Source organism: Paenibacillus filicis (assembly GCF_038070315.1).
Classification (GTDB): domain Bacteria; phylum Bacillota; class Bacilli; order Paenibacillales; family NBRC-103111; genus Paenibacillus_G; species Paenibacillus_G filicis.
This window is the reverse complement of the sequence record NZ_JBBPCC010000019.1, coordinates 51,784-68,904: the sequence shown is the minus strand read 5'-3', so window position 1 is coordinate 68,904 and position 17,121 is coordinate 51,784. Positions and strand designations below refer to the sequence as shown.

General features: G+C 55.1%; 11 protein-coding genes. 4 read left to right on the top strand and 7 right to left on the bottom strand.

Annotation, left to right across the window (positions count from 1 at the left end):
- Nucleotides 1-18 precede the first annotated feature (18 nt).
- The gene (locus WMW72_RS25025) at nt 19-2,181 is read left to right on the top strand and encodes an ABC transporter ATP-binding protein (RefSeq protein ID WP_423227597.1); all 2,163 of its coding nucleotides are present in this window, start codon (nt 19-21) and stop codon (nt 2,179-2,181) included.
- 82 nt (nt 2,182-2,263) lie between these two features.
- Here WMW72_RS25025 and WMW72_RS25020 read toward each other — a convergent pair whose 3' ends face one another.
- From WMW72_RS25020 to WMW72_RS24990, 7 genes are all read right to left on the bottom strand, one after another.
- Nucleotides 2,264-3,844, bottom strand: a complete 1,581-nt coding sequence (locus tag WMW72_RS25020; RefSeq protein WP_341418302.1) for a sensor domain-containing diguanylate cyclase — start codon at nt 3,842-3,844, stop codon at nt 2,264-2,266.
- Between the two features lie 144 nt (nt 3,845-3,988).
- On the bottom strand, nt 3,989-5,932 hold the full coding sequence (locus tag WMW72_RS25015) for an S-layer homology domain-containing protein (protein ID WP_341418301.1): 1,944 nt from the start codon (nt 5,930-5,932) through the stop codon (nt 3,989-3,991).
- A gap of 16 nt (nt 5,933-5,948) precedes the next feature.
- The gene (locus tag WMW72_RS25010; protein WP_341418300.1) at nt 5,949-8,165 is read right to left on the bottom strand and encodes a stalk domain-containing protein; all 2,217 of its coding nucleotides are present in this window, start codon (nt 8,163-8,165) and stop codon (nt 5,949-5,951) included.
- 208 nt (nt 8,166-8,373) lie between these two features.
- Nucleotides 8,374-9,564: a virulence factor gene (locus WMW72_RS25005; RefSeq protein WP_341418299.1), complete on the bottom strand. Its 1,191-nt coding sequence runs from the start codon at nt 9,562-9,564 to the stop codon at nt 8,374-8,376.
- A gap of 115 nt (nt 9,565-9,679) precedes the next feature.
- Complete coding sequence (locus tag WMW72_RS25000) at nt 9,680-10,270, bottom strand: guanylate kinase (RefSeq protein ID WP_341418298.1); 591 nt, start codon at nt 10,268-10,270, stop codon at nt 9,680-9,682.
- A 207-nt stretch (nt 10,271-10,477) separates the two neighbouring features.
- Nucleotides 10,478-12,319, bottom strand: a complete 1,842-nt coding sequence (locus tag WMW72_RS24995; RefSeq protein WP_341418297.1) for a DEAD/DEAH box helicase — start codon at nt 12,317-12,319, stop codon at nt 10,478-10,480.
- Nucleotides 12,320-12,450: 131 nt separating this feature from the next.
- Nucleotides 12,451-13,161 carry a hypothetical protein gene (locus WMW72_RS24990; protein ID WP_341418296.1) on the bottom strand — a complete coding sequence of 237 codons (711 nt, stop codon included), beginning with the start codon at nt 13,159-13,161 and terminating at the stop codon, nt 12,451-12,453.
- Between the two features lie 421 nt (nt 13,162-13,582).
- Here WMW72_RS24990 and coxB point away from each other — a divergent pair, with 421 nt between their 5' ends.
- The 3 genes from coxB to WMW72_RS24975 all read left to right on the top strand — a co-directional run bounded on the left by coxB (nt 13,583) and on the right by WMW72_RS24975 (nt 17,121).
- The gene (coxB, locus tag WMW72_RS24985; RefSeq protein ID WP_341418295.1) at nt 13,583-14,620 is read left to right on the top strand and encodes a cytochrome c oxidase subunit II; all 1,038 of its coding nucleotides are present in this window, start codon (nt 13,583-13,585) and stop codon (nt 14,618-14,620) included.
- A 69-nt stretch (nt 14,621-14,689) separates the two neighbouring features.
- Complete coding sequence (ctaD, locus tag WMW72_RS24980; RefSeq protein WP_341418384.1) at nt 14,690-16,501, top strand: cytochrome c oxidase subunit I; 1,812 nt, start codon at nt 14,690-14,692, stop codon at nt 16,499-16,501.
- Nucleotides 16,498-17,121, top strand: a complete 624-nt coding sequence (locus WMW72_RS24975) for a cytochrome (ubi)quinol oxidase subunit III (RefSeq protein WP_072333760.1) — start codon at nt 16,498-16,500, stop codon at nt 17,119-17,121. The genes ctaD and WMW72_RS24975 overlap by 4 nt, the downstream gene beginning before the upstream one ends.

The window sequence follows — 17,121 nt, the reverse complement described above, 5'->3', positions numbered from 1 at the left end:
GTAGATGGAGAAAGGAGCATAAGATCGATGGAAGACAACCCGAAGGTCAAGACACCGGTTCTCCGGAGACTTCTCCGGTATACACTGAACTACAAGTACCGGATTGCCGCCGCTCTGCTGGTACTCTGTCTGGCTGTAGGCGCAGAGCTGGCTGGACCGTTCTTGGCGAAGACGATGATTGACCGGCACATCGGCAGCATTGCGCTGCCTTGGAAGCAATTCGATGCAGGAGCCGGAGCAGCGCTGCCTGCAGAGCTCAAGCGGATCGATTTCGAAGGGCAGGTGTACGTGCGGTCGGATTGGCTGGCTGCTGCTGATGCAGGGAAGCCGGGATCTGCTCCTGTCCCTGCTGGGACGGACGCAAGAATTGTGCAGGTGGACCGGGGCATGTATGTGGTCCAGGTACCGGACGGGGAAGCCATGACCTGGTCGGTCGAGCGAGAGACGGAGGCCGGGGGCACAGCCGTCCTGCGCGGCACGGAGGGCGATGGGACCGCCCAAGAATACGGAGCCCGCAAGCTGACGGCTGCCGAGACGGCGCTGTTCTATAAGCATGATATGATACCGGCATTCCAGCTGTTGGGCTGGTACGTGGCGCTGCTGTTCGTAGGCAGCCTGCTGCATTTTGTTCAGAGCTACACGCTGCAATCGACGGCGCTGCGGATGATTCAGCAGATGCGGATGGACCTGATGCAGCATATCCAGCGGCTGCCGGTACGTTATTTCGATAATACGCCGATCGGTCAGGTCGTATCGCGGATTGCCAACGACACCGAGGCCGTGCGCGATCTCTTCATCAGCTTCATGGCGACGTTCGTCGTCAGCACCATCAATATCGTTGGCATCTATATTGCGTTATTTATTCTCGATGTGCGGCTGGCCCTTGTCACGCTGGTCTTCATGCCGTTGTTCGCGGTCGTCATGGCCGTGCATCTGAAATATACGAAGAAGTATGTATCTGTGATGCGCGCGCGGCTAAGCGATATGAATGCGATGATCAGCGAGTCGATCGCCGTCATGCCGATTCTGCAGGCGTTCCGTCAGGAGAAAAGCCGGATGAAGGAATTCGAGACGCTGAACGAGGACCGATACATCAATAACGTCAAGAACATGCGGGTATTCTCGCTATCTTCCCGGAACTTTACAGGGCTGGTCGGCGCCTTGTTTACGGCCTGTACCATCTGGTATTTTGGTGGCCAGTCGTTGAAAACGGCGATCTCGTTCGGCGTATTTTATGCTTTTATCGAATATCTCGGAAGGTTCTTCCAGCCGATCATCGGAATTTTCGACCAGTTGATGAATGCTCAGCGAGCGATCGTGTCCTCGGAGAAAGTGTTTCAGCTGCTGGATGAGGCGGCAGAGCCGGCTGTCCGGAATAATCCGGATGCCAAGGCAGCTGGGCAAAGGCCGGAGGGACGGGTTGTATTTGATAAGGTGACCTTTGGGTACAAGACGGGCGAGCCGGTGCTGAGGGATATTTCCTTCGAGGCGAATAAGGGCGAGACGATTGCCTTGGTCGGGCATACCGGATCGGGCAAAAGCTCCATCATGAATCTGCTGCTGGGCTTCTACGAACCGACTGGGGGGCAGATCCTGATCGATAATCAGGATATCCGTCAGATGCCGAAGCAGGCGCTGCGTCAGCATATGGGCATCGTGTTGCAGGACCCGTTTCTATTCGCGGGGGACATCAAGTTCAATGTCAGCTTGTACAATGAGCGCATCACGCCGGAGCGGGTGAAGCAGGCGCTGGCGGAGGTCGGGGCGACCGGATTTGTCGAACAGCTCCCGCTCGGGTATGACGAGCCGGTTGTCGAGCGAGGCAGCACGTTGTCTGCGGGCCAGCGGCAATTGATTTCCTTTGCGAGAGCATTGGCCTTCGATCCGGCTATTCTGATCCTGGACGAGGCGACGGCGAGCATCGACAGCGAGACGGAAGGGCTGATTCAGGATGCACTGCGCGTGGTCAGCGCGGGGCGGACGACCTTTATTATCGCCCATCGCTTATCCACGATCCGCGAAGCGGACCAGATTCTGGTGCTGAACCGGGGCGAGATTGTGGAGCGCGGCAGCCATGAGGAGCTGATGGAGCTGCAGGGACGGTATTACCGCATGTATCAGCTGCAGGCAGGCGGACACGGGTCTGCTGTCCAGCCGCAAGCGGTTATGGATAACCGATAGAGTATGGATAGAAAAACAAGAGAGGCTCCGCCGCAGATCGCTCAGATCTAACGCGGGGCCTGTTTTGTTTCACCTGTGCGTATTATCTGGCGTGTATGACAACCCTATTTCTTCCTGACTGCTTGGCTTGATACAAAGCCCGGTCGGCGAATTGGAACAGCTCCTGGATGTTCGTGCTGTCTGAGGGATAGCCTGCTATCCCGATCGAAACTGTGACCGGCTTGCCCGTCGGACTGGCCGAGGTCGCCATGGAGCTGCGGATGCTCTCTGCCCTCCGGTATACCTCCTCAAGACTGGTATCCGGCAGTAAAATGATAAATTCTTCACCGCCATATCGGCAGCATATATCGGTAGGCTCGGTCGCGGCTATCATTCGGGAGGCCAGCATCTTCAGCACCTCGTCGCCGGTCTGATGCCCATAGGTGTCGTTGACGGACTTGAAGCGATCGATGTCGAGTGCCATCATACCGAAAGGCCTACGTTCCTTGACCCATAATCCGGTGTAGGAGTCCATTGTCCGGCGGTTCGTCAGACCCGTCAGCGGGTCGGTCTTAGCCTGGGCGGCATATTCCTCCGCCTGATCCTGAAGCCCCTGCATCGCGAGCATGATCGTGTTATTCAATTGGTTGGCCTCGTAATTCCAATGGCTGTGGAAGGGAGGACCGCTGACGGGGTGTCCCTTGGAGATATGCTCCGCTGCCTCCGACAGCACGGTGAACGGCACGGTCAGCATCCGCGCGATCAGAATGGCCCCGAGTAGAAAGAGAAGCCAGAAGGGCAGTGAATACAGAATCTGCCGCAAGGCGGTTTGCAGGGCGGCTTCATAGACGCCTTCGTACGGGGATTGAACGACAATTCCCCATCCTACCTTGGGGACGGGCGAGTATCCCGCCAGAAAGCGATGTCCCTGCGTGTTAATCACATCGCTACTGCCTCCCAGCCCCTGCAGCAGCTGCTGAACCACTTTATTGGCGTTCACATTTTGCCCGAGGCGTCCAGGTGCCGGATGATAGATCAGATTACCGGCATAATCGACCACATAGGCATAAGAGCCGGAAGCATTGGCAGAGCTGATGCCCAGAATGCTGTTCAGCACATTGAACTCCTGTAAATAAATGCTGCCGCCTACCATGCCGGCATACGTGCCGCTGGCGTCGAAGAGAGGGTAGGTCATTAGCACGATCATCCGTCCCGTAACCGCACGGTAAGGCTTCGAAATATAAGGCCTCCGCAGGGAGAGGGAGTCCTGGACGGCTTCCGTCGTCAAGCGCTGACCCATGATCCCGACGGATAGCGGTGAGATATGGGTCACGACGCCCTCAGGATCCGTCAGAAACATCGAGTTGAAGTATCCCCCGCTCGCTCTCATGAGATCGAGATATTCCAGTACCTGCTGCGGCTCTTGTGGCTGCTGCGATAGGGATTCAGCCGTTGTTTTCAGGTTGGCATTCATTGAAGTGATAAGTGAGTCCATAGTAGCACTCATCTTGGCGGCGGATTCCATATTCAGGCTCAAGGTTGTACGGGAGAGGGACTGCAGATCGGACCGAAACCCGACCGCTGTTTGAATGCAAGTCGTGCCGAGCATCGAAGCAATGACCAGTCCAATGATGAGATAGACGAGACGTATCCGTTTGGTTCGCAAGTTGCGCACCCATCTCATGGTGCATCCGCCCCTTTAGGTGCTAATTTATAAGGTCTGGTGTAGGCCATACTTCCTATTTCGACATCCGATTTACGAAATGTTAGCAGAAAAAAGCTGTCCTCCGTTACCGGAAGGACAGCGCAGAACCAACCTCCGTCATGATTAGGACGGCATCGTTTTATTGAGCAGACGATACAGCACAACCAGGGCTTCGGCCCGGGTAGCTGTAGCCTGAGCGTGAAAGGCCCCGTCCGGCGATCCGTTCATCAGCCCGACTGCATCGGAGAGACGAATGCTGCGGTAAGCCCAGGCTGCTATCGTGTCTTCATCGGTGAATTTTGCTCCTGCCGGGAACAAGATATCCTGCTGCCGGATGGACATTTTCAGACTATAGGCCCTCATGATCATCACGGCCATCTGCTCGCGGGTTATCGTGGCTTGGGGCAGGAAGGAGCCACTGTCCGATCCTTCGATCAAGCCGGCTGACAAGGCCTTGGCCAAGTCGTAGCGGTACCAGGCATCTCCGGGCACGTCCGGAAACGATACGGCCGCCGACTGCTGCAAATCCATAGCCCGGGACAGCATGGACACGAACTCTGCCCGTGTGATCGGCTCATCCGGCGAGAAGCGGCCTTCCCCTACGCCGCCTGCGATCTTCTTGGTGGTCATGATGGCAATGATCGGCTCAGCCCAATGTCCACGGATATCCAGATAGGCCTGATCCTCTTCGAACACTCCGAACAATCCCATGGCATCGGTCCGGAATTCGAAGCGGTTGCCAGTCTTCAGCTCCCCTCCGAGGAAGGTCCAGGAACGGGAGGCTTCGTCATAACGGTAGGCACCCAGTTTGGATGCTTGCCGGATGCTATGCGGGTTCAGCTTGAATGCGGCGGTTATGGGCCGATTCCAGCGGGCCGTATCCTTGCCGACCGATTCCAGAGACAGCTCGAAGGCAGCGATGTCCCTGCTCGTGGAGGTAGGTTTGACGTTCCACTCAGAGCGCAGGGTCAGGTCGGCAGGTTTGACGGTCAGAACCACGGCGGCATCCTCTGCCGTCTGGGGGAGTACATTCGGCTTGAGCGCTATATCTAGCTCGTTGGTTTGAACGAGCAAGGTTTTGCCGTAATCCCCTGCGGCTTTCCATAGCTCGGGCAAAACCTTGATCTCAAGAAGCGGACGCAGCTGATTGGCTGTGCCGTCAACCGTTACAGCTTCGCTGCCTTTCGCCTGAATAGCTGACTTATAAGGAGACAGCGCCAGCTCGATCTGTACTTTCTTGATGCCGAACGGCTCTACGAGCCTGTCCGTATTAGCCTTGGCGATCGGCTGGATATCGAAGCTGCCGCTGCTGCCGCTAGGCACGGTCGTGGAGGTGGGCCCCGCACGCTTGATCGTGATGTAGTAAGGCTGGATATTGCCATTCTGAGCAGTTACGCTAATGACAAGCGAGGTTTGGCCTGTTTCCATCGGCTTCTTGTTGACGATGGTCGTACCGTCCGGGAACGACTTGCCGTTAACTTGCAGCGTTGCCTTTCCCGTATCGCGTACGTAGGCCGTCGTATAGATGTATTGAATCGGATAGTCGACGTATAAGGTATATTCCGTCGTATCCGGCTGGAAGGAAGGGTACAACCGTCCGGAGCTGAAGGACAGGCTGCCCAGTGCATCATCCGAAGATCCGTCCAGCCGCGTAATCTGAATTGTGTAGCGCGTAGGTTGCGAATTCGGCGCTTCAACATCCAGGACTATGGTATTGCTGCCGACGCTTAAGGAGACCTGATAGCCATCGATGCTCATTCGGTTGCCATTAACGGTGATCCTGGCCTGGCTGTCTGCCGCTGTTGCCCAAAAGGTGATTCTATCGGTCGAGAACGGAACTTCTACCGAATACCTTGTCTGGGATGGAGAGAAGGGCAAGCTCAGACTCGGCGAGGTCGAGATGGATTGAAGCTTGGTGCTGGAGCTGTAGGTCGCCTCGCTGACCGATGCGCTCATGCGGTCCGGGCCGGAGGGAGCAGCCGCTGCCGGGCGATCCCATAGAACGAACAGCATGGCAAGCATCAGAAGCGCCGCCGTGAAATATTTGGTTAGGTTAAAATGAACCATACGAACCAGCGCCTCCTTATGGCTTTTCCTTCATATCGTCCAGATATTGGCTTAGCGTCTTGTCCTCCCGGAATTCGCCCTGATAATAAGGCGTCTTGCCATCGCTGCCGAACAGCTTGCCGTAGCCGTGCTTCCAGTCGTTTTTGAACTGGCCTTCATAGGACAGCACGCCGTTCTCGGTATAGAGGCGGCCGAATCCGTTTTTCTTCCCATTCTTAAAGGTTCCCTTAAATCGGAGCGTTTTGAAGGCATCATACATATCGCCTTCGCCTTCCTTCAGGTCGTTCTTGAAGGGTCCTATGTAGACCAGGCCATTCTCATAGGAGTTGCCCTGTCCCTCGCGCAAGTCTTTCCTGAACTCACCTTCGTAGACGAGCGTGTTGTTTTCGTAAAGACGGCCCTGACCCTCGCGCAGGCCTTCGCTGAGCTCGCCTTCGTAGATCAGCCAAGCCAGACCCTGCTGCTTGTCCAGTGACTTTGGACCATTCTCGTTCTTGTAATCATGCAGCAGCATCACAGCACCGTAGCCGTGGGCCAGACCGTTTTGGAAGAGGCCATATTGCCGGTATACGGCGATCGGCTCGGTTTCTTTGCCTGCGGCGAAGCGTCCTTCATACATGAGCAGCGATGAGCTGCCATTGAAGTCCTTGCCTGTATAGGATTTGTCATACGTATAACGGCGGCCCAGACCGGACATCTGGTCAGCCGACCATTCGCCTTCATAAGCGAGCACGCCGTTCTCATAGCTCTTGCCGCGTCCGTTTCGCTTGCCGTCCGTCACCTTGCCTTCATACACGAGCTGTCCTTTGTTGTCATAAAGCTTGCCCGTTCCCGTAAGCCGCCCCTGCTCGAATTCACCTTCGTAATAAGGAACAGATTTGTTAGCCGCTCCTTGCGAGGTCGCTGTCCGGGTTTGGGTCTCGTCATGCATGACGCCGTTGCCGTGAGGAGTACCGTCTGATAACTTATCTCCTACATACAGGTAGCGATTACCTTGCTCCAGCAGGATCCCGTTGCGGTAACGGACCTCTCTCATCTCTGTTGTTTCCTTGGCATCGCGGATCAGCTCGCCCTTATCATTCTTGATGATCCATTCCAGCTTACTGAGCTTGTAGGCGTAGCCGCTGCCGTCCTTCTTATCCTTGCTCCAGCTGCCGATATATTCGAGCTTGCCTTGGTCATCATAGGATTTCCCGGTGCCAGAGCGGACATTGTCTTCCCATTGTCCGTCGTAGACCTTGACCGTTTTGGCTTTGGTCTGCGAGTTGTTCTGTCCGTCAGTCGGGGAGGCATCGGTTATGTTCTTCGCCTCGATGTATGCGACCCCATAGCCCTGCTGCCGATTTTGTTTCATCTCGCCCGAATAGACGATGAGGCCCTTGTCATCATAGATGTCCCCCGTGCCTTCCATCAGGCCATTGACCCAATCTCCATGGTAACGGGGCCGTCCTATGGCATCCAGCAAAGTACCTTCACCCGATTGATGTCCGTTTCTGAACTCTCCATCGTAGACGGAACCATCCGCCAGATACAGCTTGGCTCTCCCCTGGGGCTGATCGTTGCTGAATCCGCCTTCATAACGAAGCTGACCATTCGTATAGAGACGCCCGCCTCCGCTGAGCTTATTCTGGCTGAAGCTGCCCTCGTACCATAGCTTACCGTCGAGGTACAGCTTGCCGTCTCCATGTCGCAACCCATCCACCGTGTCTCCTTCATAGCTCAGTCTGGTATAGCCATAACCGAGCGTCTCTTGAATGGAGGTGGAGAAGGAGGGTTTTATATAGAGCGTGGATGTGAGGGAGCTCCACTTCAGCTCCTGACCGAGCGCTTCTGCTAATGGCTGCACAGGAATCCATAGAGTACCGTCCCGCGTTATGGAAGAGTCCGTGAACACAAACGGATGATCGTCTACCGTCCAGATGGTGCTGCCCGGCCTATGCGTTATAACCGACTCTTGCAAAGCGGCTTGAATCACCTGCTCTTCCGGCTTCCAGGCTACCGTGTAACCCAGAGCCTCCAGCACAAGTCGAGCCGGCGCAAAGAAAGTTGTCCCGGCCCCGCCGCCGCGGTAAAAAGGGGAGTCTCCCTGGATCACCGTACCGTTGATGACCAGCTGTGGCGAGCTGTCCACAGCGGCCGCTACTGCTTGGGGAGTTAAGGCCATAGGGCTCAGCGTATACGGACAAGCGAGAGCGGCAGCTGCTAGCGATAATAAAACCATGCGATGGCGCACAAAGATCTCTCCTTATGTAAAAAGGCTTAATAAATGTCGAATTATGTAGGTAAATTATCGAAATTATGAGTCTATGGGCATATTTATCCCTATTATATCAGCAAACCCGGGATTCGAATATGAGAGTTTTGGGCATTCCTGATAGACCAAAAATCCCGCTAAGCCCCCGGGTAGGGGCATGCGGGATTTTCATAGAGCAGGGCAGAGATCAGGCTTCGTTGCGGCGGGTCATCTGCTGCCAGACGGAGCCCTCTGCGGCGTGTCCGCCTTCGATCCGTTCCAGGGCGATGCGCGCCTGCATACTGACCTCGAACTCGGGGTCGGCCGCCGCCTGCTCCAGCGCAGGGATGGCGCCCTCATCACCGGCCTCGTACAAGAAGCGGGCTGCCCGCCAGCGTACGAGCTTATTGGTGTCGGTCAGCGCACCGATCATCGCATCCTGCGCTGCCGGGTCTCCGATATCGGATAACGTATCGCCTGCCGTGCGGCGTACCGATGCGGAGCTGTCCTGCAGAGCGCGGTACAAGTAGGGGAGAACGAACGGCTCCTTCAGATCGCCCAGGTAAACGGTGGCCAGACGCCGGACTGCGGTCTGAGCATCGTCCAGTGCTTGCGTCAGCAAGGGGAGCGTCTCGGCCGAAGGCTTGATCTGCTGCAGCGCCGCATAGCGCAGCTTCCAGTCCTCGGATCGGAGCTGCTGCTCGGTTTCCTCGTAGGACAGCGTGCGGCGTGCGGCGGAAGCGACTTCCTCGGCACCGGCAGCCGAATGTCCTGCTGCGGCCTGCACGATGAGCTGCTCCAGACGCTCGTCATCGTAGGAGGCATCAACCTCCTGCACGATGGATTCGAGCACATCATCCAGCTCGCCATAGCGCGTATCCCAATCCTCAAGCGAGCGCTCCTTGATCAGATTGGGCGAGGCGGAGGCGGCCCGTACCGCAGCTTGAGAGAAGCGTTCGGGCAAGGCTGCGCGTTTCTCTTCGTAACCGGAGGATACCCTGATCTGCAGCGGGATTCCTCTGAAATGCTGAAGCTTCACGATAACCTCGCCGAAGGATGGGGCATGCTGGCTGTCTGCGGAAGCTTCGCTCGCAGGAACAGCAGAGCCAGGAGACGCGTGCTGCCCGGAAGGAACAGTCTCGGCTTCCCCGAGGATGCGGCGTGCACTGGCAAGAATCTGCTGCCAGTCCCCCTTGGGTACGCGGTCGATCGCGATAAAATCGCTGGCATGATACAAGCCCCGTACCCCTTCTATGCTGAGCAGAAGGTTATAGGGCTCGGGAGCATCTGCGGCCTGCTCTCTCGTATAGGTTAACCGGACGGAATCGTCCAGCTTCTCGGACAACGTAATTTTCATGCTGTTGGGACTTGGGGTAGGTTCAATAAACAAGATTGCCATTGGCCAGTCCTCCTTTTCCTATCAGTATATCGCTTATGCCTCGTCAATTCAAAAAGACCGCCAGCTCCGAAAACGGGCTGCGGTCTTCCAGCGAAGCACGAATTGCTATGGATAATTAGTCCAGATCAAGCAAATTTCTTTTTAAATAATTTTCATCAAGCGCCTTCGTCAAATCGAACACCGTATGAGCCAGGTCCAGATTTTCGAAGGCGTGCTCACAGGCATCGCGGTAGGCCATCTCTTCTTCATAGTTGGACATATACAGGCTGATCTGTTCCGGCGAATCGCCGCGCTCCTGCTCCCGCAGCTGTACCGTGTCGCGGTCGGCATAGATGAAGATCCGCACAACCCGTTCGCCGTAGGCTTTCTTCAGCATCTCCGTCCCATAGCTGTTCAATACCAGATACACCGCTCCGTATTGTACGAGCTGATCCGTTACATCGGCGTCCTTAATCCCGTAACGGTTGCCCCCGATTTCGATGACCTCAATAAACTCGGTGTTGGCTTCCGCTGCGGCGAATGCCTCGGGAGTAATAAAATGATAATCCTGACCTTCAACTTCGGATAAGCGGGGCGGGCGGGTCGTATACGAGATAACCTGCTTGATCCCCAGTGTACTTCCTGACATTTGAGCCACCGTTCTGCGTCCGGCACCATTGGGTCCGGTGAATACAAAAATGAGTTCTTTGTCCTTCAGTTCGTACATGGAAACCCTCCTTCGAAGACATGAAGTGCAGTTCCTTGCCGCTAGCTACATCCTTAATATTACATGACTTCTGGATTCAGGTAAAGGTTTTCACAGGGCAAGCAGGGGAGCCAACGGGCTTCAGAGACCGATGGCTCCCCTGTCTGGAAGGTTCCGTTAGGAGATATAAGCTATGTCCGGTTCTGCCGCACCCCGGCTAACCGAGGCTTAACGTCCCCGGCGTCCGCCCGGTGTCCGCCCCTGCCGCTTGCCACCCGGTGAGGAACCACGGTTGGCGCCTTGCTGTGAACGTCCGCCCTTGCCTGCAGACCTGTCCTGCCCCGCGCGTCCGCCTTGCTGGGCGAAGCCGTCACCGCTGCGCGGGCTGCCGAAGCGGGAGCCTGCGCCTTGAGCGTCGCGACCGCGGGAAGAGCCTTGCCCCGCGCGCCCGCCTTGCTGAGCGAAGCCTTCACCGCTGCGCGGGCTGCCGGAGCGAGGGGCAGCGCCTTGCGCACCGCGACCGCGGGAAGGGGCCTGGCCCCCCCGCCTGCTTTGCTGAGCGGAGCCGTCGCCGCCGCGCGGGCTGCCGAAGCGCGACCCCGAGCCTTGCTCGTCATTGTCACGTGGAGCCGGGCGCTCTGCGCGGCCGGAGCCTGCGCTGCCGCGCGGGCGGAGCTGCGTGAAGCTGACGGTCTCGCGGTCCGCGGTGAAGCGCGGACCTTGAGCTTGTCCGCCGCGACCTGGCGAGGCGGCGTTGCCGCTGCGTCCTGCGCTGGCGTTACGCTCGCCGCCTCGTCTTCCGCGTCCGCCTGCGGGGGCTTCACCACGACGACCGCCGCGCACGCTGTCCCGGCGGGAGCCGCCGGAGCGCGCTGCTGTTCTGGAGCCACGTCCGTCTCCTTCGCTGCGGTCTCTTGCAGCTGGGCGCTCAGGGACGTCATTCTGCTGGACAGGGCGTCCGGAACGCTGCTTGGACAGCGTAGCTTTAATGCCGCGCTCAATCAGCGCGACATGCTCCGTATCGTGAGGCGAAGCCAGTGTAATGGCCTTGCCGGTTTGTCCGGCGCGGCCGGTCCGTCCGATCCGGTGAATATAATTTTCCGCATCATGCGGGATATCATAGTTAACAACATGAGTGATGCCTTCAACATCCAGACCGCGTGCGGCCAGATCGGTGGCGATCAGCAGTTGGATTTTGGCATCGCGGAACCGTTTCATGACCTGTTCACGCTTGGCCTGGGTCAGGTCGCCATGCAGCTCGTCACATGAGTAGCCACGTTCCGCAAGCTCCGCTCTCAGCTTGCCTGCGCGCAGCTTCGTCCGACAGAAGATCATGGCCAGGTACGGATTCTCTTCATCAATAATCTTGCACAGCGTATCCAGCTTGCCGCGGTCCGTCGTCTGGATGACCAGTTGCTGGATGCCGTCGAGTGTCACACGCTTTGCTTTGACCTCAATCTCCAGCGGCTTGCGCATGTAGGCTTTGGCGAGATCGCGGATGCGCTGCGGCATGGTGGCGGAGAAGAGCAGGGTTTGCCGGCGTGAAGGCGTCACCGAGATAATCTCCTCGACCTCAGGCAGGAAGCCCATATGAAGCATCTGATCGGCTTCGTCCAGGACGAGAACCGACAACTTATGCAGGGCTACCGTCTCACGGCGGATATGGTCAAGAAGACGTCCGGGTGTCGCTACAATAATATGTATGCTTCCCTCCAGCTTGCGGACTTGCCGTTCTACATCTTGTCCGCCGTAGGCAGAGAGCACGTTCAACCCTTGAAGCGGGGCCCAGCGCTGCACTTCTTCGGTGATCTGGATCGCCAGCTCGCGCGTTGGCGTTACGATGAGCGCTTGAACATGGGACTTGGAAGCATCAATCGTCTCCAGGATCGGAAGCACGAAGGCTAGCGTCTTTCCGGTACCGGTTTGAGCCTGGGCGATCAGATCTGATCCGGCCAGGACCGCAGGGATCGCTTCCTTCTGAATAGGGGTTGGCTCCGTGTAGCCGAATTTCAGCAAGGCTTCAGACAAGGACTCGTTCACGCCAAGAATGGCGAATTCGTTTTTCTTCATTATAATATCTCCTAAATCATAATTTGTTGGGCCAATCTATTTCTTCTTATTAAAATGCATTCTACAGCAAGTAGGCACAAAAAGAAACTGCACAACGCCGCAATCTAGCGGCAGATGTGCAGTTTAGGCCATTAACGCAGCTCCCGGCCGTTAGCCTCCGCCTGGTTCGGAATTGTCGGATCGGTACCGAAGGTACGCTCCATCATCTCGATAAAGTGGCCCTTGAACGGCTCAAGGGATCGTCCGTGCCAGCTTTCCTGCGCCATACGGTTGAATTCGTTGACGATTACGCGATTGGCCGAAATATAGACATCGGCTGCGGTGGGCTGGAGGGATCGGATCTTCTCGGCAATCTTCTGCTTAAATAAATGGGACAAGTGCTCGTGATGCATCTCCGTTTCTGCGCCGTTGGCAGTAATCAGATCGTTGGGATCGGCGTAATCGCTCAAGGGCGTGTACGGATTGTATAAGCCTTTAACGAGACCGTAGTTATTCGTTTCCGTCCCTTTCACATCGCCGCCCCGGGTGCCGCTGGCCGTACTGTCAATTGTAATCGCCGTATACGCGATATTGTCGCCCATCATCACGATAGCGCTGCTGACTCCGTCCATCGCGGCTACCTGGTCGGACAGGAACTGGTTCATCTCCAGCTTGGATATCTTGTGACTGACGGGGGCGTACTGTTGTGCCGTCTGGTAAGCGCGCGAAGTGTCCTGCCGGGGCATATCGCGCTTGCTGCCGTAATTGTTCGCACTGTTGTAATCATAGCGGCTGAAGCAGCCCGTCATGAGCTGGCAGATGAGCAAGACCAGTGCCATGGAGATGAGCCGTCTGGTTCTCATTGCGGATGACCTCCTTTTGTACGGAATAGGATTCGGCGTTTTGTAAACGCTAGAAGCTGGGGAGGGCAGATGATGCATCCCAAGCTTAGGATGAGTCTGTGCGGGGGATTTGATGCGTTCGTGTCCCGACCAAAAACATGCATAAAATAGTTCCTTTATGGAAATAAACAAGTAGAGTCTCTTATGTGGGAGTCAGGGGCTGGAATAACGCTTTCAAAGGAGGAAAAAGAGATGTTCAGATGCCCAAAAACCCGCATAAATAAAGAAAAAATCAGGAGTTATGACCGTTTTGTGAACTTCTCCAGATTCATTGACAAAAAACAGGGACGAATTTATAGTTAATATGGTGATTAGGTTCATTGACATAAAAATGACCTATTTTGTTCGAAAAATACTTGCTTTTTAAGGTGGGATTGAGAAGATGATTCGATGGCAAAATCTGTGGCGATCTATCCCTCTTTTTGGGTTGATGATGCTGCTGTTAACGGGGTGTGGAGATAATACGATTTCCGCCTTGAAGCCAAGGGGTCCGGTAGCCAGAGATCAGCTGTTCCTGATGAAATTAAGCTTCTTCATCATGATCGCGGTCGTCATTGTAGTATTTTTGCTTTATTTTTATGTCTTGCTTCGCTTCAGAAAGAAAAAAGGCGAGAAAGACATCATCCCGAAACAAGTGGAAGGCAGCCACACGCTGGAGATCATCTGGACCGTTATTCCGATCATCCTGCTTCTCGTGCTCGCTGTTCCGACGGTACAATACACATTCAAGCTTCTGGAAGATCACCGAGACAACAAGGATGCTCTGCACGTCAAAGTAACTGCGCACGCTTTCTGGTGGCAGTTTGATTATCCTTCGCTTGGTATTGCAACAGCACAGGATCTGGTCATCCCTACAGGCAAGAAAATTGCATTCGAGTTGACTGCATCCGACGTGAAACACTCCTTCTGGGTTCCTTCGCTCGGCGGTAAAATGGATACGAACCCTGGATTGACTAACGTCTATTATCTGGAAGCGGATGAAGCCGACACGTTCCTCGGCAAGTGCGCAGAGCTATGCGGCGCATCTCACTCCCTCATGGACTTCAAAGTAAAATCGATGGAGCAAGCCCAGTTCGATCAATGGGTGGCGAAGATGAAGACGCCGGCTACCATTCCTGCGGATGCCAGAGCAGGCGAGCAACTGTTCAAAGATAACTGCCTCTCCTGTCATGCGGTTAACGCGCAAGGGCTTGGAGCAGGTCCGAATCTGAATGGTTTCGCTTCCCGTGAGAAAGTAGCAGGTATCCTTCCTCATGATCCGGAGAAGATCAAGGAATGGATCAAGGATCCCCAATCGATCAAGCCGGGCGCCAAAATGCCTGCATTCTCGGAAGGCGCTCCAAATGTACAAAAAGCGCTCAAAGATCAGGAACTTAACGATTTGGTTAAATATTTGAACTCGTTGAAGCTGCCTCAGTAACGAGCATCAAGGAAAAAGGAGGTTAAATACGTGGCTCATGCGCATTCGGTAAAACGTCACACCGGGCTGATGGACTGGCTGACAACGGTTGACCATAAGAAAATCGGAATTTTGTATTTGCTGGCAGGCGGAATTTTCTTCCTGCTGGGCGGACTTGAAGCAATCTTGATCCGTATCCAGTTGCTTTACCCGGATCAGAAAATTTTCATCGGCGACACCTTTAACCAATTGACGACTATGCATGGAACAACGATGATTTTCTTGGCTGCAATGCCAGTTATCTTCTGTTTCATGAACGCTATCGTACCGCTGCAGATCGGTGCACGCGACGTAGCGTTCCCCTTCGTGAATGCACTTGGTTTCTGGTTGTTCTTCTTCGGCGGCTTGCTGCTGAACACGTCTTGGTTCCTTGGAGGAGCTCCTGCTGCAGGTTGGACGGCCTATCCTCCGTTGTCAGGGATCGTGGATAGTACGGGGGCCTTCAAGGGCGTCGACTTCTACGTACTCGGACTTCAGATTGCTGGTCTCGGTACGCTTATCGGGGGGATTAACTTCCTCGTTACGATCATCAACATGCGTGCTCCGGGCATGACGTATATGAGAATGCCGATGTTCACTTGGGCATCGTTCATCACTTCGCTTCTGATTTTGTTCGCTTTCCCTGCCATTACGGTAGGTCTCGTCGAGCTGATGTTCGACCGGATTTTCGACGGCGCCTTCTTCGATGTCACGAAGGGCGGTAACCCGGTACTATGGGAACATATTTTCTGGATCTTCGGTCACCCTGAGGTGTACATACTGATCCTTCCTGCATTCGGTATTATCTCTGAGATTGTTGCCACATTCTCGCGCAAACGCTTGTTCGGATACAGCTCGATGGTATTCGCTACAGCTCTGATCGGTTTCTTGGGCTTCATGGTTTGGGCGCATCACATGTTCACTACAGGTATCGGTCCCGTCGGGGATGCGATATTCGGGGTAGCGACGATGGCGATCGCTATTCCGACCGGTGTTAAGATCTTCAACTGGCTGTTCACACTGTGGGGCGGTCAAATCCGCTTTACAACAGCTAATATGTTTGCTACTTCCTTTATCCCGACATTTACGATGGGTGGAGTAACGGGTGTCATGCTTGCGGTTCCTGCAGCTGACTTCCAGTATCATGATACGTATTTCGTTGTCGCTCACTTTCACTATGTTATTGTCGGCGGCTTGGTTCTGGGCTTGTTCGCAGCTTCGTACTACTGGTGGCCGAAGATGTTTGGCCGTCTGCTGAACGAAACGCTCGGTAAGATTCATTTCTGGACGTTCTTCATCGGCTTCCACATGACCTTCTTCCCGCAGCATTTCCTTGGATTGATGGGAATGCCACGTCGCGTATTCACCTATCAGCCGGGTGTCGGGCTTGAAGAAGGTAACTTTATCAGTACAATCGGCGCTTTCCTGATGGGTATCGGTACACTCGTGTTCCTGATCAACATTATGGCTACAGCTCGTAAACCGGCTACGGCTCCGGCGGATCCGTGGGATGCACGTACGCTGGAGTGGACGATTCCATCCCCGGCACCGGAGTACAACTTCAAACAAACTCCACTGGTACGCGGATACGATGCGTTCTGGAAAGAGAAGATGGCAGGCAACAAAGAGATGACGCCGGCCGAACCGCTGGGTTCGATTCATATGCCGTCACCATCGATCCTTCCGTTCCTGATGTCCCTGGGCTTGTTCATCGCAGGCTACGGATTTATGTACCATGTCTATGTGGTAAGTATTCTAGGAATCGGGTTTACACTGGTTTGCATGTTCTTCCGTTCCGTCTTTGATGATCACGGGTTCCATATCGAACCTGAAGAGCTTACAGATAAGGGGGCTAAGGCATGAGTGCAGCTCATCACGAAGTAGGCGGTGCCCTGCCGCCCCACGCAGAAACAGCAACACTTGAAGGCAAAAATAAGGTCCTGGGTTTCTGGCTGTTCCTGGGCGGCGAGTGCGTATTGTTCGGTACGCTCTTCGCCTCCTTCATCGCACTGCGCAACCAGGTACCGGATGGTCCGACTGCTGAGCATCTGTTCCAGCTTGACCTCGTTGCAATCTCGACGTTCATCCTGCTCACGAGCTCGCTGACCAGCGTGTTCGCGACGATGGCTTTGCACCGCGGCCAGTTCCAGAAGCTGCAAGGTTGGATGTTTGTTACCGTATTACTTGGCCTTGCGTTCCTGGGCCTTGAGATTTATGAGTTCGTTCACTACGTACATGAAGGCCATACGTTCTCCAAGAGCGCCTTCGCAACATCGTTCTATACACTAGTCGGTTTCCATGGCGCGCACGTTGCGTTCGGGGTGCTCTGGATTTCATTGCTGATCATCTCAGGCTTCAAGAAAGGCCTGACAACTGTTACGGCTCCTAAGTATTATGTGGCTGGTCTGTACTGGCACTTTATCGACGTTGTTTGGGTGTTTATCTTCACGGTCGTTTACCTGCTCGGAAAGGTGGGTCCATAA